The organism is Niallia sp. HCP3S3_B10 (assembly GCF_052064465.1).
Lineage (GTDB): Bacteria > Bacillota > Bacilli > Bacillales > Cytobacillaceae > Niallia > Niallia hominis.
This window is the reverse complement of record NZ_JBQHVO010000006.1, coordinates 1-24890: the sequence shown is the minus strand read 5'-3', so window position 1 is coordinate 24890 and position 24890 is coordinate 1. Positions and strand designations below refer to the sequence as shown.

The 24890-nt window shown below is 36.8% G+C and carries 20 protein-coding genes; 19 read left to right on the top strand and 1 reads right to left on the bottom strand.

Annotated elements, in window-relative coordinates:
• Positions 1-171: 171 nt before the first annotated feature.
• The 9 genes from ACTNDN_RS04990 to ACTNDN_RS04950 all read left to right on the top strand — a co-directional run bounded on the left by ACTNDN_RS04990 (position 172) and on the right by ACTNDN_RS04950 (position 11703).
• Entirely contained in the window at positions 172-1845 is a 1674-nt protein-coding gene (locus ACTNDN_RS04990) for a ribonuclease J (protein WP_031534585.1), read from the top strand.
• A 432-nt stretch (positions 1846-2277) separates the two neighbouring features.
• Entirely contained in the window at positions 2278-3015 is a 738-nt protein-coding gene (locus ACTNDN_RS04985) for a ClpP family protease (protein ID WP_031534587.1), read from the top strand.
• A complete protein-coding gene (locus tag ACTNDN_RS04980) occupies positions 3012-3224 on the top strand; it encodes a YlzJ-like family protein (RefSeq protein ID WP_349204033.1) in 213 nt (70 codons plus the stop codon). The genes ACTNDN_RS04985 and ACTNDN_RS04980 overlap by 4 nt, the downstream gene beginning before the upstream one ends.
• Positions 3225-3321: 97 nt before the next feature.
• Positions 3322-5655 carry an FtsK/SpoIIIE family DNA translocase gene (locus tag ACTNDN_RS04975; protein WP_031534590.1) on the top strand — a complete coding sequence of 778 codons (2334 nt, stop codon included), beginning with the start codon at positions 3322-3324 and terminating at the stop codon, positions 5653-5655.
• A 381-nt stretch (positions 5656-6036) separates the two neighbouring features.
• The gene (locus ACTNDN_RS04970) at positions 6037-6768 is read left to right on the top strand and encodes a GntR family transcriptional regulator (RefSeq protein ID WP_031534591.1); all 732 of its coding nucleotides are present in this window, start codon (positions 6037-6039) and stop codon (positions 6766-6768) included.
• A gap of 61 nt (positions 6769-6829) precedes the next feature.
• Positions 6830-7897, top strand: a complete 1068-nt coding sequence (locus ACTNDN_RS04965; protein WP_031534593.1) for a BMP family lipoprotein — start codon at positions 6830-6832, stop codon at positions 7895-7897.
• Between the two features lie 255 nt (positions 7898-8152).
• Complete coding sequence (locus tag ACTNDN_RS04960) at positions 8153-9682, top strand: ABC transporter ATP-binding protein (RefSeq protein ID WP_031534595.1); 1530 nt, start codon at positions 8153-8155, stop codon at positions 9680-9682.
• Complete coding sequence (locus ACTNDN_RS04955) at positions 9682-10740, top strand: ABC transporter permease (protein WP_251627940.1); 1059 nt, start codon at positions 9682-9684, stop codon at positions 10738-10740. The genes ACTNDN_RS04960 and ACTNDN_RS04955 overlap by 1 nt, the downstream gene beginning before the upstream one ends.
• Positions 10741-11703, top strand: coding sequence for an ABC transporter permease (locus ACTNDN_RS04950; RefSeq protein ID WP_441130816.1), 963 nt, complete (start codon positions 10741-10743; stop codon positions 11701-11703).
• A 324-nt stretch (positions 11704-12027) separates the two neighbouring features.
• Here the strand turns inward: ACTNDN_RS04950 and gpmA are convergent, their stop codons facing one another.
• Positions 12028-12819, bottom strand: a complete 792-nt coding sequence (gpmA, locus tag ACTNDN_RS04945; RefSeq protein ID WP_048717276.1) for a 2,3-diphosphoglycerate-dependent phosphoglycerate mutase — start codon at positions 12817-12819, stop codon at positions 12028-12030.
• A gap of 614 nt (positions 12820-13433) precedes the next feature.
• On the opposite strand from gpmA, the gene yfmF reads away from it, so the two are divergent.
• The 10 genes from yfmF (at position 13434) to rny (ending at position 24734) form a co-directional block, all read left to right on the top strand.
• Positions 13434-14714, top strand: a complete 1281-nt coding sequence (yfmF, locus tag ACTNDN_RS04940) for an EF-P 5-aminopentanol modification-associated protein YfmF (RefSeq protein WP_235247672.1) — start codon at positions 13434-13436, stop codon at positions 14712-14714.
• A complete protein-coding gene (yfmH, locus tag ACTNDN_RS04935) occupies positions 14714-15997 on the top strand; it encodes an EF-P 5-aminopentanol modification-associated protein YfmH (RefSeq protein ID WP_031534602.1) in 1284 nt (427 codons plus the stop codon). The genes yfmF and yfmH overlap by 1 nt, the downstream gene beginning before the upstream one ends.
• Before the next feature lie 83 nt (positions 15998-16080).
• Positions 16081-16803 carry an elongation factor P 5-aminopentanone reductase gene (ymfI, locus tag ACTNDN_RS04930; protein WP_031534603.1) on the top strand — a complete coding sequence of 241 codons (723 nt, stop codon included), beginning with the start codon at positions 16081-16083 and terminating at the stop codon, positions 16801-16803.
• A 93-nt stretch (positions 16804-16896) separates the two neighbouring features.
• On the top strand, positions 16897-17154 hold the full coding sequence (locus tag ACTNDN_RS04925; RefSeq protein ID WP_031534605.1) for a DUF3243 domain-containing protein: 258 nt from the start codon (positions 16897-16899) through the stop codon (positions 17152-17154).
• Positions 17155-17613: 459 nt separating this feature from the next.
• On the top strand, positions 17614-18405 hold the full coding sequence (locus ACTNDN_RS04920) for a DUF3388 domain-containing protein (RefSeq protein ID WP_441130815.1): 792 nt from the start codon (positions 17614-17616) through the stop codon (positions 18403-18405).
• Between the two features lie 19 nt (positions 18406-18424).
• Positions 18425-19312 (top strand): helix-turn-helix domain-containing protein, encoded by an 888-nt coding sequence (locus ACTNDN_RS04915; RefSeq protein WP_441130814.1) that lies wholly within the window; start codon positions 18425-18427, stop codon positions 19310-19312.
• Positions 19313-19428: 116 nt separating this feature from the next.
• Complete coding sequence (pgsA, locus tag ACTNDN_RS04910) at positions 19429-20007, top strand: CDP-diacylglycerol--glycerol-3-phosphate 3-phosphatidyltransferase (protein WP_441130813.1); 579 nt, start codon at positions 19429-19431, stop codon at positions 20005-20007.
• Positions 20008-20106: 99 nt separating this feature from the next.
• Entirely contained in the window at positions 20107-21345 is a 1239-nt protein-coding gene (locus ACTNDN_RS04905) for a competence/damage-inducible protein A (RefSeq protein ID WP_031534610.1), read from the top strand.
• A 201-nt stretch (positions 21346-21546) separates the two neighbouring features.
• Positions 21547-22590 carry a recombinase RecA gene (gene recA / locus ACTNDN_RS04900; RefSeq protein WP_284561325.1) on the top strand — a complete coding sequence of 348 codons (1044 nt, stop codon included), beginning with the start codon at positions 21547-21549 and terminating at the stop codon, positions 22588-22590.
• 572 nt (positions 22591-23162) lie between these two features.
• On the top strand, positions 23163-24734 hold the full coding sequence (gene rny / locus ACTNDN_RS04895; protein WP_235247713.1) for a ribonuclease Y: 1572 nt from the start codon (positions 23163-23165) through the stop codon (positions 24732-24734).
• Positions 24735-24890: the final 156 nt, after the last annotated feature.

Below are 24890 nucleotides of genomic sequence, written 5' to 3'. Positions count from 1 at the left end.
GCCGATAAAATAAGGAAAAATCCAATAATGGAAATGCTTTATTTTCTGAAAAAAACATTTTTAAAAAAGAAGATTTCATAAAATTGGTTGTAAACATTTTTAAACATCAAGTATAATAAGCATAACTGATCAATGGTCGGCTTAACTCAACATAGGAGGAAACAAAAATTTATGAAGAATGAAAAAATAAAGCTCGTTGCACTCGGTGGAGTGGGCGAGAACGGAAAAAATATGTTTGTAGTCGAAGTAGATGAAGACATATTTGTAATTGATGCTGGATTAATGTATCCACAAAATGAAATGCTGGGGATTGATATCGTTATTCCGGATATATCGTATTTAAAGCAAAACAAAGACAGAGTAAAAGGGATTTTCTTAACCCATGCACATGAAGACCATATAGGAGGTTTATCTTATATATTAAGAGATTTGGACGTGCCCGTTTTTACGACGTTTTTAACAGCTGAACTAACAAAGGAAAAGATGAAAGAGCAGGATTTCAAAGGACAAGCACAATTTGAAATTATTACCTCTAAATCAGTTCTTACGTTTGCTTCATCAAAAGTGTCCTTCTTTAAGACGAATCATAGTATCCCAGATAGTATTGGTATCGTTATTCATACATCAGAAGGTGCAATCGTACATACAGGAGATTTCAAATTTGACCAGACAGCAAGTGATTTATATAAGCCCGAGTATGGTGAGATGGCAAAAATTGGAGAAGAAGGCGTTTTAGCATTATTATCTGATAGTACAAATGCAGATAAACCAGGCTATTCAACTACAGACTTTGTCGTAACGCAAAGCTTAATTGACGCCTTTTTACAAACTAACGGCCGAGTCATTGCAGCGTGTTTTGCAACAGACTTAAATCGAATTCAGCATATCATTGACGCTGCAGAGAAAACGAATCGCAAAGTTGCCATTATCGGAAAAAATTTACAAAGAGTATTGCAGATTGCGATAAAGAACCAGTATTTAGTAGTAGATGAGGAAACAATCGTTACCTATAATGAGCTTCAAGCGTATGCACAGGATCAAATGGTCATTATCACAACTGGAACAAAAGGGGAGCCAATTGAAGCCCTACAAAAAATGGTGAGAAAAAATCATAAGCAAGTGAGCATTATGCAAGGGGATACCGTGTTATTTGCAGCATCTTCTTTCTTAGGCAGTGAAGTGTTTGTCGGAAAAACAATTGATAAACTATATAGAGCTGGTGCAACACTTCTTGCAGGCTATAAAACATTTAATAGCTCCAATCATGGCAGCCAAGAAGAATTAAAATTCATGATTAATATGATGAAGCCGAAATTTTTCTTGCCAATTCATGGTGAATATCGTTTATTAAAAGCCCATGAAAAAATTGCGGTCGAATGTGGGGTTGCTCCTCAAAATATTTATCTTCCTGAACAAGGAGAGGTTCTTGAATACAAAGAAGATACACTTCGAGTGGGTGGAAAGATTTCAGCAGGCAATGTATTAATTGATGGCAGTGGTGTTGGCGATGTCGGCAATATTGTCCTAAGAGATCGTAAGCTATTGTCGCAGGATGGTATCTTAACAGTTGTCGTAACCTTAAATAAGATAGAGAGAAAGATTTCTGCTGGTCCAGAAATTATTACAAGAGGATTTGTATATGTTCGCGAATCAGAGAAATTACTTGAAGAAGCGTCTGACCGAGTAAGAGATATTGTAGAAAAAAGCATCAGCAAGGACAGTTTTGACTGGACTGGTATAAAGCAAGATATAAGAGATACATTAAACCAATTCCTATATGAAAAAACAAGACGCAGACCAATGATTCTGCCGATTATAATGGAAGTAAAACCAGTTAGAAAATAAAAGTTACAGCCTCCTTTGGTTAGGGGGCTGTTTTTTTGTAATGGAGGAATGGCTTAGTAAACAGAGGAAGAGTTGAACACTTTAATGTGGAGAGAGGAAAGAAAAAGAGGTGTTCAAAAGGCGATGAAAACCATTATGTGGTGAGAGGTGAGATAAAATGGTGTTCATCAAGAAAATCTAACCACATAATATCGAGACATCCAGAAAAAGGCAGTGCTCATAATAGCTAAAACCCCTCCACTATTCCAAGCCCTCCCTAATAAAAATACATCCATAGCAATGCTCCCCGTCTATTGATTCAAATAACCCCTTTTATAATGCTGTTCCTTCCATCATTACTATAAACCCGATTTGTCTTTTGATTTCAACCGCATGAAATAGTGTCTCTCGCTTCATACTAATATTATTATGGTTTTAGGAAGGGAGAACATCATGGTTTCAGTAAATAATAATCAGCCTGAAGAACAGCCGAAAGAGGATAAACCAACAGGTGGTTTAATGGAAAAAATCCAACAGTTGGGTCAAACCAATGTCCCACAGCTTTCTCAGGATTCCAAAATACATTGTTTAACGATTGTTGGTCAAATTGAAGGACACTTACAATTACCACCTCAAAATAAAACGACGAAATATGAGCATTTAATTCCGCAAATTGTTGCAATTGAACAGAACCCGAAAATCGAAGGGGTACTGGTTATTTTAAATACAGTTGGAGGAGATGTAGAAGCTGGGTTAGCTATTTCCGAAATGCTTGCATCTCTTTCTAAACCAACTGTTTCTCTTGTCTTAGGTGGAGGACATTCTATCGGTGTACCAATCGCTGTATCCTGTGATTATTCTTATATTGCAGAAACTGCAACGATGACCATACATCCAATACGATTAACAGGGCTCGTTATTGGAGTGCCTCAAACATTTGAGTACTTAGATAAAATGCAAGAAAGAGTCGTTAATTTTGTTACAAAACATTCCAAAATAACCGAAGAAGATTTCAAAGATCTTATGTTTGCAAAAGGGAATTTAACAAGAGATATTGGAACAAATGTAATTGGGATAGATGCTGTTACTTCGGGGCTTATAGATGATGTTGGTGGGGTAGGAAATGCAATGAAAAAGCTCAATGAGTTAATTGATGCAAATAAAGAACAGACAGAAGGGATTATTCAATGATTATGTATACAATGATGCCCGAAGAATTGATTTTTCCAATGAGTCAAGACATATATGAAAAGCAACAAGTTATAAATTATAATGGAATACCTTTATTAGTAGCAAAAAATGAAGCAAATGAATTAGAAGTGGTGAGAGTGCTTAGCACTGACCCTAGTCATTTTCTCCATATAGGCATGCAGCCCGGAACAAAAATTCCAAACATATAATCTGATTTTCCTAAACTATGGTATAATATAGTAATCAATAAAGAAGCAGCCTAAAGGCTGCTTCTTTATTACAAATGATTATATTAGGTGATATAAAATGGCGAAAAGGAAGAGAAGAAAAAAAAGACAAAAACAAGCGCTAAAATTAACAATACAATATGAACTTGCAGCACTTGTCATTATGGCGTTAAGTTTTATCTCCATTCTACAGCTTGGTGCAGTTGGTGCAACAATGGTATCCTTTTTCCGTTTCTTCTTCGGAGAGTGGTATATGCTTTGTCTGATTGGACTAATCGTATACGGTGGTTATTTAATGTGGAAACGAGAAAAACCATATATGTTTCATACTAAATTGAATGGCATCTATTTAATTGTTGCAGCTATTTTGTTATTAAGCCATGTGACATTATTTAAACTACTGGCAAGTCAAGGAGCTTTTACGAATCCGAGTGTAATTTATAACACATGGGAATTGTTTTGGATGGAAGTAGATAAACAAGCTACAAATATTGATCTTGGTGGTGGAATGATAGGAGCTGTTTTATTTGCCCTATTCCATTATTTATTTGATACAGTAGGTACACAAATCATCAGCTTTATTGTGATTGTGATTGGCTTTATCTTATTGACAGGCAAAACTTTAAGTGGTGCCTTTAAAAAGGTATTATCAGGTATTTGGAATTTTATTCAGGATCAATGGTCTGCGTTTGTGCAGGATTTGAAGGATTGGAAAGAATCCATGCAAAAAAATAAGGAAAAACGCCAAGCGGATAAACAAGCAAAGAAGGAAAGCAATCAGCAGGAGGAAAATACGAGTCCGCAGATTATCGTGAATACTCCGCAAGAAGAAGAGCCCTACATACAAGAGCCAATTATCAACACATTTGCAGAGAGAGCATATCAAGATGAAATCATTCAGGAAGAGCCTGTTTCAAAGACGGAAGAACCGCTGGATGAAGAGGATGTTGTTGTTCCAATAACATTTACAGAACTAGAAAATAAAGATTATAAGCTTCCTCCATTAAAACTATTGAAGCTACCAAGAAAGGCAGATCAGAGTGGGGAATATGAACAAATCCATGCAAATGCTGCTAAACTAGAAAGAACCTTTCATAGTTTTGGTGTAAAAGCAAGAGTGACAGAGGTTCATTTAGGTCCCGCTGTAACAAAGTATGAAGTTCATCCAAGTGAAGGGGTAAAAGTAAGTAAAATTGTCAATTTAAGTGATGATTTAGCATTAGCATTAGCAGCAAAGGATATTCGGATTGAAGCGCCGATTCCTGGGAAATCAGCAATCGGGATAGAAGTGCCAAATTCAGAAGTTGCTGTCGTTTCCCTTAGAGAAGTGTTGGAATCTAGTAAAAATGATAAGCCAGATTCCAAGCTGTTGATTGCATTTGGACGGGATATAACAGGTGAAGCAGTATGTGCAGAATTAAATAAGATGCCTCATTTACTTGTTGCCGGAGCAACGGGAAGCGGAAAATCAGTCTGCATTAATGGAATCATTACAAGCATTTTAATGAGAGCAAAGCCTCATGAAGTAAAATTGATGATGATTGACCCAAAAATGGTGGAATTGAATGTGTATAATGGGGTGCCTCATTTGCTTGCACCTGTTGTGACAAATCCGAAAAAAGCATCGCAAGCATTGATGAAGGTAGTAAGTGAGATGGAAAGAAGATATGATTTATTCTCCCATACGGGCACAAGAAATATTGAAGGCTATAATGAATATATAAAACGCATTAATGCAGAAGAACAGGAAAAGCAGCCACTTCTTCCATTTATTGTTGTGATTGTGGACGAGCTTGCTGACTTAATGATGGTAGCATCGTCTGATGTAGAAGATGCCATTACGAGACTTGCTCAGATGGCTCGTGCAGCGGGTATCCATCTTATTATTGCAACACAACGTCCTTCTGTTGATGTCATCACAGGTGTGATCAAAGCGAATATACCATCTCGAATTGCGTTCGCCGTATCCTCTCAAACAGACTCACGCACGATTTTAGATATGGGTGGAGCAGAAAAGCTATTAGGAAGGGGAGATATGTTATTTTTCCCTTATGGGGCTAGTAAACCGGTTAGGGTGCAAGGTGCTTTCCTATCAGATGAGGAAGTAGAGGAAGTAGTTGACTTTGTAATTGGACAGCAGAAAGCACAATATCAAGAAGAAATGATTCCTGATGAAATTGTCGAAGTTACAGGGGCAGTTGAAGATGAATTGTATAATGATGCGGTGGAATTAATCGTTGAAATGCAAACAGCTTCTGTCAGTATGCTACAAAGAAGATTCCGTATCGGCTATACAAGAGCGGCAAGATTAATTGATGAGATGGAAGCTCGCGGAGTAGTAGGACCATATGAAGGTAGTAAACCGAGAAACGTCCTTATTCCAAAGGGGTCGGAAGAAATGAACATCCAGTAAAGAACAAGCTAAATTAGTATGGATTAAATAAAATCCTAGCAGTTTTAGTATGAAAATTTTTGTTTAAATTAGATAGAAAATAATCATATTTAAGAAGAGAACCTGAAATAGTATAGCCTATTTCAGGTTCTCTTTTTATCGTATATTCGGAACAATCCTTCGAGTGGCGGAAGAAAAAGAGTAGAAATGCCTGGAATTTTTACAGGAATATACAAATGAAACCGATTGATTTCCGAACAATCCCTCATTTCTGTTTTTTTTCGACGAAATTCTTAAAAGTCTATTTATTTATTAGTCAAAAAGTGTTATAGTATTTTCGATTAGTAGGAATGATTGAACATCAGAGGTCTGATGTCTTAGAAATGTTTGGAGGAACATCATATGCTAATTAAATCGGATACGAGACATTTATATTTGCAAGTGGTTGATCGTCTAAAGAAAGATATTCAGAAGGGAATATTCAAAGAAAAAGAAAAATTCCCCTCAGAATTCGAGCTTGCAAAGACTCTAGGTGTAAGTCGTGCCACTTTAAGAGAGGCATTACGTACATTAGAAGAAGAAAATGTGATTGTCAGAAGACATGGCGTTGGCACTTTTGTTAACAGTAAACCATTGTTTAATTCTGGCATCGAACAATTGAATAGTGTCACGAATATGATTAAGCAGGCAGGAATGAATCCAGGCACCATATTTCTAAGTTCAAACACGATGTTTGCCACTGAAGAAGATACGACACGCTTCTCTACTGTGCAAGAGGAAGAACTACTCGTTATTGAAAGAGTTCGAACAGCTAATGGCGAACCGGTTGTTTATTGTATTGATAAATTGCCACAGAAAATCTTACCTGAACGTTTTTCATACGATCAAGAATCGATCTTTCAATTCTTGGAATCGGATAGTCAAAGACATATTACATACGCTGTTGCACAAATCGAACCAATTGGATATCACGAGAAAATATCTCCCATTCTGCAATGTGAGCCCGAAACTGCTCTGCTTGTTCTAAAGCAGATGCACTATGATGAGAAGGATGAACCGATTCTTTATTCAGTAAATTACTTTCGATCAGATAAGTTTAGCTTTCAAGTATTAAGAAAACGAATTTATTCGTAAAGGCTGGACAAACTAATCACAAACGTTCTTTAAATTACAAAAAATCTAGGGGGTACAAGCTTTGAAGAAGCGTAAATTTGGCTTAGCACTATCTTTAGTATTAGCTGCTGGTACTGTATTAAGTGCTTGTGGAAGTAATGACAAAGGTAACGACAATGCAGCAGAGGATGATAAAGAGAAAGACTCATTTCAAGTTGCAATGGTAACAGATGTCGGTGGAGTTGATGATAAATCATTCAACCAATCTGCTTGGGAAGGTTTACAAGCGTTTGGTGAAGACAATGGTCTTTCAAAAGGTAATGGTATTGATTACCTACAATCACAGTCAGATGCAGATTATGCTACTAATTTAAATAGCTTAACTCGCCAAGGTAATGATTTAGTATTTGGTATTGGATTTATGATGGAAGGTGCAATTTCAGAAATTGCTCAACAACAAACAGATGCTCATTTTGCAATCGTTGACGCTGTAGTAGATCAACCAAATGTAGCAAGTATTACATTTAAAGAGCAAGAAGCTGCTTTCTTAGCTGGTGTAGCAGCTGCCCATGCAACAGAGTCGAAGAAAATCGGTTTTATCGGTGGGGTTGAAGGAGAAGTTATCGGTCGCTTCGAAGCTGGATTTGTTGATGGAGTTAAAGCAGTAGACCCTGATATTGAAGTAGATGTACAATATGCTGGTGCTTTTGATAAACCTGAAATTGGTAAAACAATTGCAAGTAAAATGTACTCTTCTGGTGCAGATGTAGTATTCCATGCTTCAGGTGGTACTGGTGCTGGATTATTCTCTGAAGCACGTGATTTAAAAGAAAAAGATCCTGAAAAATACATCTGGGCAATCGGAGTTGACTCTGATCAATCAGCTGAAGGTGCTGTTGGGGATCATAACATTGTGTTAACTTCAGCATTAAAAGGTGTTTCAACTGCAGTACAAGATATCTCTACAAAAGCAAAAGAAGGTAATTTCCCTGGTGGCGAAACTACTGTTTACGGCTTAAAAGAAGATGGTGTTGGACTTGCAGCAATCAATGAAGAAGTAGAAAACAAAGCAGAAATCGATGCAGCTGTTGAAGAATGGACTGCAAAAATTAAAAACGGTGAGTACACTGTTCCTGATACTGTTGAGTAAATAGCATATGCTAATTTTCCAGGAATAAGTGGTTTGCATTGCAAACACTTATTCCTTTTTTACGACAAAAAATAGAATTTTAACTAAAGAGTAGAAGTATTATTCTAGTCTTTATTAAAAATTTTATAGGATGAAATTATCGTGGTATAAAATTACATAATTTCTTTGTGGATGGTTTTAGAACATTATTTCTTTGACATCATACGTATTTTTTAGCTTTATAATTTGTAAGGCAAGTAAGAAGGAGTGGATTAGATGGAATATGTAATCGAGATGTTAAATATTCGAAAAGAATTCCCTGGTATTGTTGCAAACAACAATATCACCCTTCAAGTTAAAAAAGGTGAGATTCACGCGCTTTTAGGGGAAAATGGTGCAGGAAAATCTACGCTTATGAACGTACTTTTTGGGTTATATCAACCAGAAAAAGGCGAAATTCGTGCGCGTGGGAAAGTCGTTAATATTTCAAATCCGAATATTGCTAATGATTTAGGAATTGGAATGGTCCATCAGCATTTTATGTTGATTGATACCTTTACAGTAACGGAAAACATTATTTTAGGAAAAGAAACAGTTAGCAAAGGAAAAATCGATCTAAAAAAAGCAGAAAAAGAAGTGCAGGAAATCTCTGAGCGATATGGCCTAGCGGTAGATCCGAAAGCAAAAGTTGCCAATATTTCTGTAGGGATGCAACAAAGAGTAGAGATTTTAAAAACTTTATATCGCGGTGCAGAAATTTTAATTTTTGATGAACCGACAGCTGTTTTAACACCACAGGAAATTACAGAATTAATTGGCATTTTCCGCAAGTTAATTGAAGAAGGAAAGTCCATTATCTTAATTACTCATAAATTAAAAGAAATTATGGAAGTTTGTGACCGAGTGACCGTTATCAGAAAAGGGGAAGGTATCGGCACATATAATGTTAAAGATACAAACCCAAATGAGCTTGCAAATTTAATGGTTGGTCGTGAAGTTTCCTTTAAAACAGAAAAGAAAGCCCCAAATCCGAAAGATACGGTATTAAAAATTTCTGATTTAACGGTGAAAGACAATCGTGGTGTTCATGTAGTGAATTCTCTCAACCTAGATGTAAAAGCAGGGGAGATTGTCGGAATTGCTGGAGTAGACGGAAATGGTCAGTCTGAATTGATTGAGGCAATTACTGGTTTAATGAAAAAAAATAATGGCAGCATCACCCTTAACGGTAAGGATATTAGTGTCCTAACACCACGTAAAATAACGGAAAGTGGCATTGGCCATATCCCGCAAGATAGACATAAACATGGTTTAGTACTTGATTTTTCGATTGGCCAAAATATGGCATTGCAAACGTATTATAAAAGACCATTTTCTAATTATGGCTTCTTGAATCAAACAGAAATGGAGAAAAAAGCAAGTGAATTAATTGAAGAATTTGATGTGAGAACACCAAGTATTCACACACCTGCAAGAGCTCTTTCTGGCGGAAATCAGCAAAAAGCGATAATTGGTAGAGAAGTAGATCGTGATCCTGATTTGCTTATAGCAGCTCAGCCAACGAGAGGACTGGATGTTGGTGCGATTGAATTTATCCATAAACGTTTAATTGAACAACGAGATAAAGGAAAGGCAGTCTTGTTAATTTCTTTCGAATTAGATGAAATTTTAAATGTGAGTGATCGAATCGCAGTTATTTTCGACGGGGAAATCATTGCAACTGTGGATCCAAAAACAACAACAGAACAAGAATTAGGGCTATTAATGGCAGGATCGAAAGCTAAAAAAGTGGGTGTGGAGAAATAATGTCTAATACAATAAAGAAAATTAGCATTCCAATTATTTCCGTATTATTAGGGGTTATTGTTGGTACAATTATAATGCTTGCAACAGGATACAATCCTGTTGAAGCATATACTGCGCTATGGAATGGTGCATTTGGCGAAATCTATTTCACTGGAGAAGTTGTTCGTCAAATTACACCATTGATTCTTGCAGGTCTTGCAGTTGCCTTCGCTTTTCGTACCGGACTATTTAATATTGGGGTAGAAGGACAATTAATCGTTGGCTGGCTTGCTGCAGTTTGGGTAGGTATTGCTTTTGATTTACCAAAAATCATTCACTTGCCACTTGCTGTATTAGCGGCTGCTGTTGCTGGAGCGCTTTGGGCATTTGTGCCAGGCTTCTTAAAGGCAAGATTTAGAGTTCATGAAGTTATCGTAAGTATTATGATGAACTATGTTGCGTTACATGTATCCAATTATTTAATTCGAAATGTCCTAACAGATAAGGCAGACCGTACAGAAACGATTCCACCATCTGCTAGCTTGCGCTCTGATTTTTTAGCTAGCATTACGGACTATTCTCGCCTTCACTGGGGAATTTTAATCGCCATCGGCTGTGTGATTCTAATGTGGGTTATTTTAGAAAAGACGGTAAAAGGATATGAGTTAAAATCGGTTGGTTTTAACCAAAATGCATCTCAGTATGCTGGAATGAACGTAAATCGCAACATTATTCTATCCATGGTTATCTCTGGTGCTTTTGCAGGTCTTGCAGGAGCGATGGAAGGTTTAGGAACCTTTGAATATGTAAGTAATAAAGGTGGATTTACAGGTGTAGGATTTGATGGAATTGCCGTTGCCTTGCTTGGAGCAAATGGCCCTGTGGGAATCTTGCTAGCTGCTTGCTTATTCGGTTTCTTAAAAGTAGGAGCATTAAATATGCCACTTGAAGCGGGTGTTCCAAATGAGATGGTGGATATCATCATTGCTTTAATTGTATTCTTTGTTGCTTCAAACTACATGATTCGCTTATTCCTGGACAGATTAAGTAAAAATAAAAGTAAAAAGGGGGAGAAGTAAATGGGATTAATGGATGTTTTATTAATTGTCATACCCTCTTCGCTATTGTTTGCTGCTCCACTAATATTTACTGCACTCGGCGGTAACTTTTCCGAACGAGCTGGAGTTGTAAATATTGGATTAGAAGGTTTAATGGTTATGGGGGCTTTCTCTTCCATTGTGTTTAACTTAACTTTTGCAGATAGTCTTGGTGATTGGACACCTTGGATTTCATTGCTTGTTGCAATGGTTGTTGGTGCGATTTTCTCTGTGCTACATGCCGTGGCAAGTATCACATTTCGTGCCGATCAAACCGTTTCTGGTGTAGCGATTAACTTGCTTGCTGCTGGACTTGCTATGTTTTTAGTAAAATTAATCTATGATGGAAAAGGACAAACAGGTACCATTCGTTATAGCTTTAAAAAAATTGATATTCCGATATTAAAGGATATCCCTGTGATAGGTGATTTATTTTTCTCTAACACGTATTGGACTTCTTACTTAGCAATTATAGTTGCAATTATTGCATGGTATGTGATGTATAAAACGCCGTTTGGTTTGCGTTTACGTTCTGTTGGGGAACATCCTATGGCAGCAGATACGATGGGAATTAACGTAATAAAAATGCGCTATATCGCAGTTATTCTGTCAGGTGCTTTTGGCGGAGTTGGCGGTGGGGTATTTGCCCAGTCTATTACGAATGATTTTACACACGCTACAATTAGTGGACAAGGGTTCATGGCGCTTGCTGCCCTTATTTTCGGAAAATGGAATCCACTAGGTGCAATGGGAGCTGCGATTTTCTTTGGCTTTGCTCAAAGCTTAAGTATTGTTGGAAGCAGCTTACCATTCTTAGAAAGCATTCCAAATGTATATCTATTAATTGCACCTTACGTACTAACAATAATAGCTTTAACTGGCTTTATCGGTCGCGCAGATGCACCGAAAGCTTCAGGTGTACCTTATATTAAAGGTAGTAGATAATATGAATTTTTAGGAAATGAGAAGAGGCTGGGGCGTAGGTACTCCAGCCCAAGTTATAGCCAAACAATTACACGAAACCTTCGTATAATTGTTTGGCTTTTTTTGAAAATAATGTTCCATGAAGTTGCTATTACGCGCAGCTAAAATACACTATTTCTGGTATGACCGCTCGCTTTGCATGGGGAGAGCGCCGAGTCTCTTCACAGTTCACTGAGGGAATGAAAACCACTTTTGATAATTATTCGCTCTTACAGATCTTCTATTTAGTTATTTTCCATTCTCGTTCCTATTCTCGGAAAAAAATCCTTTCTAACCTATGATTTCTTATTCCTCATGTGTATTAATCGCTTTCGTCTTTATTTCTTTATCTAATAATTCAATTGGAATATGTTTTGGAATGACGTTGGCTGGAACTTCCCCGTTCATATCTAAATAATAATGATGAATAGGCTTAAGGGTGCTATCATCTAGTTCATAAACCAATGGAATGCTTGTTGGGATGTTCAAAGAGGCGATGCCATCTGATGAAACATTGTCTAAATACTGAATAATAGCCCGAATAGTATTGCCATGTGCAGCAATGATAACTTTTTTGTTTCTCTTTAACATTGGGGCGATTTCTTGATCCCAGTAGGTTAAAACTCGTTTTTCCGTATCGGCAAGATTTTCTGTTAACGGAAATTCTCCTTCTTTTAGCTGCCCATAGCGAGGATCATTGATTGTGTATCGAGGATCTTCTTTACTGAGAGCAGGTGGCCGAACATCCATGGACCTTCTCCACAGCTGTACTTGATCTTCGCCGAATTTCTCCGCTGTCTCTGCTTTATTAAGCCCTTGTAAAGCGCCATAATGGCGTTCATTTAACTTCCATGTTTTATGGACGGGAATCCACATACTGTCCATTTCATCAAGGATAATCCATAGGGTGCGGATAGCCCTTTTTAAATAGGAAGTAAAGGCAGTATCAAAGTAAAAGCCATTCCTTTTTAAAATCATCCCCGCTTCTCTTGCTTCTGTTAATCCCGTTCCGGATAGCTCGACATCAGTCCATCCGGTAAAACGGTTCTCTACATTCCAAACACTTTCCCTGTGGCGAATTAAAACAAGTTTTGGCATCATCATTTCTCCTTTTCATCTTATTCGCTTCCTTTATTTTTTTCCTATTTTTGAATAAATAATCTTTTGAACTTGTTCGTGGCATAAAATAAATGGGATTATATTCATTTTTGGTTGAAATAGACGTAATCCAAATGATATGTTGAATATACAATATTGCATAAACGTTATTAGCAGGGAAAAAATAGAATGGTTGATTTTACTAATGGAGAAGGACAGGTCTTTATTATTAAGTTTGAAAAAGATTCTAGAGGGAATTATACGTACCTTGGTATGAACTATAAATGTGCTGCGGAACTCTGTAAGCACAACCTAAACAGCTTTTAGTAGATGAGCAGAACACCACTTTTTAATTTTTATCCGATTAACAAAAAATCAGGTCGTTTAGGTCATTTTTTGGTGCAGCCGTTTCATGAGTCTTTTTGGTGTCAGAAGAGAAAGTATTTTTATGTGGTGTTTAAACTATACGATAAAGCAGGAAATGAAATAAGTGAAATAGAATCATAAGTGGAAGGAAAATTAACGAATCCATCCTTTATAAGAATAACCTTATAAATAGAGTAAATACTAGTAAGTAGTGTATGACTAGCGCAAGTATACGTAGGAGGTATGTTATGAGTGTAGCATCGGAAAAAATCACGAAGTATGGAGGCTTTCAATTACATACAGTAAAGACAGAAAAATTTAAAACAAACAATATTGTGGTGAAATGGCGAACCCCCATAACAAAAGAAAATGTAACACACCGGGCACTTCTTCCATATGTGATGCAAAATAGTACCGAGAAATATCCCACAACAGCAAAGCTTCGTTCCTATATCGAAGAGTTATATGGAGCGACCTTTTTTATCGATCTTGCTAAAAAAGGCGAATATCACATTGTTTCGTTTTCATTAGAAATTGTGAATGAAAAATTTTTATCAGATCCGACTCCTTTATTAAAAAAAGGATTGGAATTTTTAGCGGAGGTTATTTTTCATCCGAATGTCACAGACAATGGTTTTGATCAAAATGTTATAGAAAATGAGAAGCGTGCTTTAAAGCAAAGAATTCAATCAATCTATGATGATAAAATGCGTTATTCTAATCAACGTGTGATTGATGTAATGTGTGAAAACGAACCGTATGCACTAAGCGTATATGGAGAAAAAGAAGAGGTGGATAGCATTACACCACAATCCCTTTATTCCTATTATCAAAAGGCACTCGCAGAGGATCAAATAGATTTGTATATGGTGGGGGATCTAAATGAAGAAGAGGTTGCTTCCTATATCGAAGAGTTATTTCCGTTTAAGGAAAGAACCGCAAAGTCCATTGACCGCAGAACCCCTCATGAAACAAGAGAAGTGAAGGAGGTACGCGAGGTTCAGGATATTAAACAAGGGAAATTAAATATGGGATTCCGTACTCAGATTGTCTATGGGGACCCTGAATATTTTGCGCTGCAAGTACTAAATGGCATATATGGAGGCTTCTCACATTCAAAATTGTTTATTAATGTCAGAGAAAAAGAAAGCCTCGCTTATTATGCAGCAAGTCGTCTCGAAAGCCATAAAGGTCTATTGCTAGTTATGTCAGGGATTGATAATCAAAACTACGAGAAAGCAGTGAAAATTATTAAAGAACAATTGGATCTCATGAAAAAAGGAGAGTTTTCTGATCAGGAAATCATGCAGACAAAAGCAGTGATTCATAATCAAATGCTGGAAACATTAGATACCTCCCGTGGGATGATTGAGTTGTTCTATCACAATAGTGTAAGTGACAAATATATCGAAATGGGCGAATGGCTGCAGCAGATGAGTAAAGTTTCTAAAGAAGAAATTATCGAAGCTGCCAAGAAAATCGAATTGGATACTGTTTATTTCTTAACCGGATCGGAGGGGAATGCATAATGGAAAAAATAGAATTTGCTCAATTGCAAGAAGAGTTATATTATGAAAAATTAGCGAATGGTCTAAAAGTGTATATTTTACCGAAAAAGGGCTTTAATAAAACATTTTGTACATTTACAACAAACTATGGTTCGGTAGATAATACTTTTGTTCCCCTTGATGGTTCTGATTTCACACAAGTCCCTGATGGAATTGCTCATTTCTTAGAGCATAAGCTTTTTGAAAAAGAAGATGGAGATGTTTTTCAAGATTTCAGCAAGCAGGGAGCAAGTGCGAATGCATTTACTTCTTTTACAAGAACGGCCTATTTATTCTCAAGCACATCCAATGTTGCCAATAATTTAGAAACATTGATAAACTTTGTGCAAGAGCCTTATTTTACGGAAAAAACAGTGGAAAAGGAAAAAGGAATAATCGGGCAAGAAATTACGATGTATGATGATAATCCAGATTGGCGCTTGTATTTTGGATTAATTGGAAATATGTTTGTCAATCATCCAGTGAAAATTGACATTGCTGGAACGATTGAATCGATTTCCCATATAACGAAAGATATGCTTTATGAGTGCTATAATACATTTTATCACCCAAGCAATATGCTTCTTTTCATCGTGGGACCAGTTGATCCAGAAGAATATATGGCCCAAATAAAAGAAAATCAAAACCAAAAAGACTACACGAATCACAGTGAAATAAAACGTAAATTTGCGGAAGAACCAAAACATGTAAATAAGGAAAAGCAAGTGTTGAAAATGAATGTCCATACGTCTAAATGCCTTGTTGGAATTAAAGGGATTGACGTAGAGCAATCAGGGAAAGAAATGATGAAACAAGAGTGGAGTATTAATTTATTACTCGATTTTCTTTTTAGTGAAAGCTCAGAGAATTATCAAAACCTTTTCCAAAGTGGTTTAATTGATGATACTTTTGCTTATGATTATACGCAGGAGCATGGCTTTGGGTTTGCGATGATTGGTGGAGATACAAGTGATCCTGATGAGTTGGAAGCTTCCATCAAAGATATCCTCATGAAAGCGAAAACAGGTGATTTTACAAGCGAGACATTAGAAAGAACAAAGAAAAAGAAAATTGGTTCATTCTTGCGTGCGATTAATTCACCAGAATATATTGCGAACCAATTTACACGCTATGCATTTAATGAGATGAATTTATTTGATGTAGTGCCTACTGTGGAGGAAATCACAGTAGAAGATATTAAAAACGCGGCGACTAAATTATTGGAGGAAGACAGAATCACGACATGCCAAGTAGTGCCGAAATAATGGGAATGCAGACACAAAGGATGGCTTGCTTTGTGTCTGTTGCTGTTTAGATAAATAAGGGTGTATATGGAGTGAAAAAAGGAATGGGGCAATGGATTTTAGTTACGGGCGCATCTGGTGGAATAGGACAAGCAATAGCGAAACAGTTGGCTGAAGAAGGGTATTCCCTTTATTTACATTTTCATCAAAATCAACCTGCAATGGATAAGTTACTTGCAGCGTTATCAGGATATGGGGGAGAATATGTTCCCATTCGAGCAGATTTAAAACAACCAGACGCTTATAAGAAAATGGTCGGAAATATTTTTACAATCGATGGCATTGTTCATGCGAGCGGCATTAGTACATATGGGTTATTTACAGATTTACAGGATAAAGAAATGATGGATTTATGGAGTGTCCACGTTCAATCGATGATGTGTATAACAAGAGAGCTATTACCAAAAATGCTTTCAAAGCAAAGTGGAAATATTATCGTAATAACAAGTATATGGGGGCAGGTAGGGGCTGCGATGGAAGTGGCTTATTCCGCTGTAAAAGGAGCACAAATAAGCTTTGTGAAGGCGTTAAGCAAGGAGCTTGCCTACAATGGTATTCGGGTAAATGCAGTTGCGCCTGGCGCCATTGAAACAAATATGCTTCAGTCATTTTCGCCAGAGGAAATGCAAATAATCGAAGAAGAAATCCCAATGGGAAGAGTAGGAAGGCCGAAAGAGGTGGCAGAATGCATATCATTCTTATTATCAGAGAAATCCTCCTATATGACAGGACAAGTTCTTTCCCTAAATGGAGGATGGCATATGTAATACTTTTTCCAATTGCTTTTCATGCATATTATTTCAGGAACTATCCAAAATAATGATGTAATGCACACTTAAGCAATGAAAGGAGTATTTCATATGTCTATCTTAGAAAATTGGGATCAATGGAAAGACTTTTTAGCAGATCGTCTTCATCATGCTGAAAACGAGGGAATGAACCAAGCGGTAATAGGAGATCTTGCTTTTCAAATAGGAGATTACCTATCCAATCAAGTTCAACCCAAAAACGAACAAGAAAAAATTCTATCTGATCTATGGTCAGTTGCAGATGAACAAGAACAACATGCAATCGCTAATATGATGGTAAAACTAGTTCATAATAACGGAACAAAATAATTAGGTGATAAAGAAGCTCGATGAATAGAGGAATATTTATCGAGCTTTTTCTGTTGGGGATAGGAGGTGGATGGTGTTTGTTGAATTAGTGACCGTCTCTGAGCCCGAGAGAAAGAAAAGTAGGGAGAAAGGTAACAGAGAGAGCGTCTCTAAGCCTGAAAGCAAGAAAAAGTAGCACACAAGTTAACAGAGCAATCCAGTCTAAACCACCAGTAAAAATACAGCCATTCCCCAAAGCAAAAGCACCTATAAAGAGCAACCATCATCACAACCGTGCAAGAAGAAAGTATCCCCACTAAACCTCAAATAAAGCACCATTTTTCTAGAAAACAGCTTTTCTGCAAAAAGTCTATCTTTTTTTCTATTTTTATCCCTTTTTTCTTGATTATTTATACTATTCCTATATGATAGAAATTAAAAGACTAGAAATTTTCACTTGATATTTGTAGGAGGATTTTTTTGGAACAGAAGGAATGGTATTTAGAATACGAAATTCAAAAAAACCGACCTGGTCTATTAGGGGATATCTCCTCTTTACTAGGGATGCTTTCTATCAATATTATTACGATTAATGGGGTAGACGATGGACGTCGCGGCTTATTAATGTTAGCGAAAAATAAAGAACAAATAAAAAGGTTAGAATCTATTCTCTATACTATGGACACAATAAAAGTAATCAAGCTTAGAGAACCTTCTTTAAGAGATAAACTTGCGGTGAGACATGGTCGGTATATTCAAAGAGATGCGGATGATAAAAAGACATTTCGATTTGTTCGCTATGAGCTTGGATTGTTAGTAGATTTTATGGCTGAATTATTTAAAACAGAAGGTCATAAACTAATCGGCATTAGAGGAATGCCACGTGTAGGCAAAACCGAATCTATTGTTGCGGCCAGTGTTTGTGCAAATAAAAGATGGCTTTTAGTAAGCTCCACCTTGTTAAAGCAGACAATCCGCCATTCCTTAATGCAAGGAGAATATAATGAAAACAATTTATTTATCATTGATGGAATTGTATCTTCTAAGCAAATCAATGAGCGACATTGGGCCGTAATTCGAGAAGTGATGCGCCTGCCCTGTATCAAAGTGGTAGAACATCCTGATGCCTTTGTACATAATACAGAATACACTTTAGACGATTTTGATTATATTATTGAACTAAGACATGAGCAGGGTGAGGAGATTCTTTATGACGTTCATAAAAAGAATGCTCTTGCCATAGAAAGTGGATTCGAGGGTTTTGATTTTTAGTAAGTTGGAAGGTGTTATCTTGAGTGAATTAGGAAATCGATTAAAGGAAGCTAGAGAAGCAAAAGGACTAACATTAGAGCAATTACAGGAGATTACAAAAATCCAAGTTCGTTATTTAGTTGGCATTGAAGAAGGTAATTATAGTATGATGCCAGGTAAATTTTATACACGGGCATTTATCAAACAATACGCTGAAGCGGTCGATTTGGTGCCAGAAGAATTATTTGAAGAATATAAAGAGGAAGTACCGACAACGGCAAATGATGAGTTACCGCAAAATTTATCGAGAGTGAACTCAAGGAGATCGTTAGACGGAGCGAGTTCCAAGGTACTTGATATCCTGCCAACTATACTTATAGCTATATTGGTTTTAGCTGTCGCCTTTTTGTTCTGGTATTTTGTGTATGCAAAAGATTCCGATCCAGAAAAACAGTCTAGTAATGATACGGAACAAAATTCTGTTTATATGAAATCAGATGCATTAAATGAAAAAGAACAAGAAAAAGCAACAGAAGAGAATGCAAATAAAGATGAAGAGAAAGTAGTAGAGGAAGAAGAGAAAAAGGTAGAAGAGGAAGAAAAACCAAAACAAGAGATTACTAAAAAAGAAACAGAGGGAAGAACAACTACTTATGAGGTAGAAAATGCGGAAAAGTTTGTTGTGAAGCTTGTTCCCACTGGAAAAGTTTGGGTCGATATCCAAAATGGGAAGAACTATTCGTTTTTCCAAGGTATTCTTGAAAAAGATGGATCTGATACCAAAGAAGTAGATCTATCAAAAGAGACTGAAGCTAATATCATTATCGGAAATAGTCAGGTAGATGTTTTTGTCAATGATGAGAAATTAGAGTTAGGTGATTCTTCCTCTAGACAAGATCTTGTCATTAAATACGTAAAAGAAGAATAGTCATCCATTCGATGACTATTTTTTCGCTATTCTAACGTATTTAGGTTATAATACTAATGGTTTTAATTTATTTTTATGGAAGTGGCGATGATCGTCATGGTAATGGAGGATGTAAGATGAATTTACCAAATAAGATTACGGTAGCAAGAATTTTATTAATCCCTGTCTTTCTAGTAATAATGCTAGTAGATTTTTCTTGGGGAGAGCTAACACTTTTAGGAGTTACCTTACCGATGACACATTTTATCGGTGCCTTGATTTTTATTATTGCATCCACAACGGATTGGATTGATGGACACTTTGCAAGAAAATATAATCTAGTAACTGACTTAGGGAAGTTCCTAGATCCTTTAGCAGATAAATTATTAGTTTCTTCTGCACTAATTGTTTTAGTAGGATTAGATATGGCGCCTGCGTGGATTACTATTGTTATCATCAGTAGAGAATTTGCGGTAACTGGCTTGCGATTAGTACTTGCTGGTGGCGGCGAAGTTGTCGCAGCAAATATGCTAGGAAAAATTAAAACATGGGCGCAAATTGTTGCGATATCAGCACTTTTACTACATAACATGATTTTCGAGCTTGTTTCACTGCCATTTGATATCCTTGCACTATGGGTTGCTTTGATTTTTACAATCTGGTCTGGCTGGGATTATTTTGCAAAAAACAAACAAGCTTTTGTTTCATCCAAATAAAATAGAGGAATAAAAATGAGGACATCGATTTTACAAGCGAATATTGCTTTATTAATGATGTCCTTTCTTTATGAGCGACAAAAAGGGGGAGCACAAGAGATGAATGCAGAAATTATCGCGGTTGGCTCAGAATTATTGCTTGGACAAATTGCCAATACAAATGCCCAATTTATTTCCAAGCATTTAGCCGACTTAGGAGTAAATGTTTATTATCATACCGTTGTGGGAGATAATGCTGCTCGTTTAAAGGAGGCGATTAAAATTGCAGAAAGTAGAGCGCAATTGCTTATTTTTTCAGGAGGACTTGGGCCGACAAAGGACGACTTGACAAAAGAAACGATTGCAAATCATCTAGGAAAAGAGCTAGTCTTTGATAAAGCTGCACTTCAATCAATTGAAGACTATTTTATAAAGACAAAACGGACAATGACCGAAAATAATAAAAAACAAGCGTTAGTTTTAGAAGGGTGTGAGGTTCTTCCAAATGACCATGGAATGGCTCCTGGTATGTTTCTGAAAAAAGACAATCATTTTTATATGCTATTACCTGGACCACCAAAAGAAATCCAGCCAATGTTTGTAAAATATGGATTTCCAGCGGTACAAGAGCAAATGACAAGTAAAGATGTCATCATTTCGCGTGTGCTTCGCTTTTTTGGTATTGGGGAGTCTTTATTAGAAACAAAAATTGAAGATTTAATTGATGCACAGACAAACCCGACGATTGCACCACTTGCAGGCGATGGGGAAGTGACATTGCGTATTACGTGTAAGCATGATTCAGTGGAAGAAGCAGATAAATTAATTGCAAAGACAGAAGAGGAAATATTCTCTCGAGTAGGCGAATTCTTCTATGGATATGATGACACAACGTTAATGAACGAACTCGCACACGTATTATTAAAGAAAAACTTGACTCTTGCTGCTGCAGAAAGCTTAACTGGTGGCTTATTTCAACAAGAGGTTACGAGCATTCCTGGTGCCGGAAACATTTTCCAAGGAGGAGTTGTCTGTTATACAAATGAGGTGAAGAATCAAATCCTTCATGTAAAAGAGGCAACCATACAAGAACATGGCGTTGTTAGTGAACAATGTGCAAAAGAGCTAGCGGAAAATGTTGCAAGCTTATTAAATGCTGATATTGGCATAAGCTTTACAGGTGTTGCTGGTCCAGATGAACTCGAGGGAAATCCAGTTGGTACCGTTTTTATCGGGATAGCCAAAAAAGGGGAGCCGACAAAAGTGGAAGCTCTAGTGCTAAGTGGTACTAGAGCTGGTAACCGAATTAGAAGTGTAAAATATGGTCAATATTTTTTATTGAAAATGTTGCAGCAATAGACTAAATAGACGGAAGTAAGGGTTTCTTGCTTGCGTCTTACTAGAATAGTGCTTCTCCCACTAGAAATAAAAAAACGAATGAATGTTCGATTTTTTGCTGTACAAATGAAAAGAAAAAAGGTATATTAAGTATATAATCTTTTAAACAACGAATGAATCATGTTAGTTAGATTCATTTTTTATATAAGGAGGAGAACGTATTTGAGTGATCGTCAAGCTGCATTAGAAATGGCGTTAAAACAAATAGAGAAACAATTCGGTAAAGGTAGTATTATGAAGCTGGGAGAACAAGCTGATAGAGTCATTTCTACTAGTCCAAGTGGATCATTAGCTTTAGATGCAGCCCTAGGTGTTGGTGGATATCCAAGAGGTCGTATTGTTGAGATATATGGTCCTGAAAGTTCAGGTAAAACAACAGTAGCGCTACATGCTATTGCTGAGGTTCAGGCAAATGGCGGACAAGCAGCATTTATTGATGCAGAGCATGCATTGGATCCAGTATATGCACAAAAGCTTGGCGTTAATATCGATGAATTATTACTTTCTCAACCAGATACTGGGGAGCAAGCGCTAGAAATTGCAGAGGCTTTAGTTCGAAGTGGTGCAGTTGATATATTAGTAATTGACTCTGTAGCTGCACTTGTACCAAAAGCAGAGATTGAAGGAGAAATGGGAGATTCACATGTTGGACTTCAAGCACGCTTAATGTCACAAGCCCTTCGTAAATTATCTGGAGCAATTAATAAGTCAAAAACAATTGCTATTTTTATCAACCAAATTCGTGAAAAAGTCGGAGTTATGTTCGGAAACCCTGAAACAACTCCTGGCGGACGTGCTTTGAAATTCTATTCATCTGTTCGTCTAGAAGTTCGTCGTGCTGAAACGTTAAAACAAGGGACAGACATGGTAGGAAACAAAACAAAAATCAAAGTGGTTAAAAATAAAGTAGCACCACCTTTCAAAGTGGCAGAAGTAGATATCATGTATGGAGAAGGTATCTCTAAAGAAGGCGAGATTATTGATCTTGGATCAGATCTTGATATTGTTCAAAAGAGTGGCGCTTGGTATTCCTATAATGATGAAAGATTAGGACAAGGCCGTGAAAATGCAAAACAATTCTTGAAAGAAAACAAAGAAATGCGTCTAGAAATTCAAAAGAAAATACGTGATCATTACGGGCTAGATAAAGAATTAACACTAAAACCTGAAAATGACGACCAAGAACAATTTGAATTAATCGATTAATTGTTTACCAAAAGATGGTATAGTGGCATATCCACTTTACCATCTTTTTTTGATTGATTATGAATAAAGTGACGATTAGACTAGCTAATAGAATCTATCGTTTATTCGATGATATTTTATTATAGTTTCAGGCTGCGGGCGATAGCAACAAACTTTACGAAAACAGCCTAATTTTAATGAGATTTCTAGAGAAAAACATACAGAATAAAAGACTCAATTAGGTTTAACAACCCTATTTTCTGACCATAATACGGATGATAGGTTAGAATATGATAATCTATTATGTTTAATAGGGAGAAATTTCATACATATATAGGAATAATAGAGCAATTGTTAGAGAAAAAGGCTAACAAGATAGCCAATGAGAAATAGGTTAATCCTACTAGTTCAAAGTCTTGACAATAAATTGGTACAACTATACAATTGAATTGTATATTTTACATTTTTATAAGTATGAAAACCTAGAAAACGATAAAATGACTAGGGAAAATTTCGATTGAAAAAAGGAACATTAAGCCAATACTTTTAAAATCGTAACAAACACAATTTGATAGCAAGAGGAGGTGAAAATGATGGATCCACTATTAAAGATCATCTCCATTTTGCTTATTCTAATCGTTATTGCCGTTGTTGGCTTTGTTGTATATTTTATTCGAAAGTCCAATGCTAATGCAAAAATTAGCAATGCAACAATGACTGCTGAACAAATTATTGAAAATGCAAAGCGTGAAGCAGACGCATTGAAAAAAGAAGCTTTGTTAGAAGCAAAGGATGAGATTCACAAGCTTCGTAGTGAAGCAGAACTAGAAGTTCGTGATCGAAGAAATGAACTACAAAAACAAGAAAATCGTTTATTGCAAAAAGAGGAAAATCTTGATCGCAAGGGAGAAGCGTTAGACAAACGTGAATCAGTTTTAGAAAAGAGGGACGATTCTCTTAATAAAAGACAACAGCATATGGAAGAGATGGAAAGCAAAGTGGACGAGATGGTTCGCAAGCAACAAACAGAACTAGAGCGCATTTCTGGCTTGACTCGAGAAGAGGCAAAGTCCATCATTTTAGACCGTACAGAGCAAGAAGTTGCTCATGATATTGCGGTAATGATCAAAGAAAGTGATACTAGAGCAAAAGAAGAAGCAGATAAAAAGGCTAAAGAAATTCTGTCACTTGCAATCCAACGTTGTGCGGCCGATCATGTTGCAGAGACTACAGTTTCCGTTGTAAACCTTCCAAATGATGAAATGAAAGGGCGAATTATCGGTCGTGAAGGTCGAAATATTCGAACACTTGAAACATTAACAGGAATTGATTTAATTATTGATGATACACCAGAAGCAGTTATTCTCTCTGGTTTTGATCCAATAAGACGTGAAACTGCAAGACTTGCGTTAGATAAGCTCGTTCAGGATGGGCGTATCCATCCAGCTCGTATTGAAGAAATGGTTGATAAAGCGCGCCGGGAAGTGGATGAACATATACGTGAAATCGGGGAACAAACTACGTTTGAAGTCGGAGTTCATGGATTACATCCAGATTTAATTAAGATTCTTGGACGTTTAAAATTCCGTACAAGCTATGGACAAAATGTCTTAAAGCATAGTATGGAAGTGGCTCAATTATCAGGAATTTTAGCTGCTGAACTTGGGGAAGATCAAACCCTTGCCCGCAGAGCTGGACTACTACATGACATTGGGAAAGCTATTGACCATGAAGTAGAAGGAAGCCATGTGGAAATTGGTGTCGAGCTTGCTACCAAGTATAAAGAGCATCCTGTTGTAATCAATAGTATCGCATCCCATCATGGTGATACAGAACCAACTTCAATTATCGCTGTACTAGTAGCAGCAGCTGACGCACTTTCAGCTGCAAGGCCAGGAGCACGAAGAGAAACATTAGAAAATTATATTCGCCGACTTGAGAAATTAGAAGAGATTTCTGAATCTTATGATGGAGTAGAGAAATCATTCGCAATCCAAGCAGGACGTGAGATTCGAATCATGGTGAAACCAGATCTTGTGGATGATTTAGAGTCACATCGATTAGCTCGCGATATTCGTAAGAAAATCGAGGAGGAATTAGATTATCCAGGTCATATAAAAGTAACGGTCATTCGTGAAACAAGAGCGGTTGAATATGCAAAATAAGAAACGGTGCTATTGCACCGTTTTTTTTATCTCCAAAAATGAAGGGCATACTAAAACGTTCCTTAAGGAAAGTATGAGTAAAATGTTTGTGGGAGAATAAATATCCTTTTTGTCTAGTTGGGGGACTCGTCCCCCAACTAGACAAAAAGGCCACCA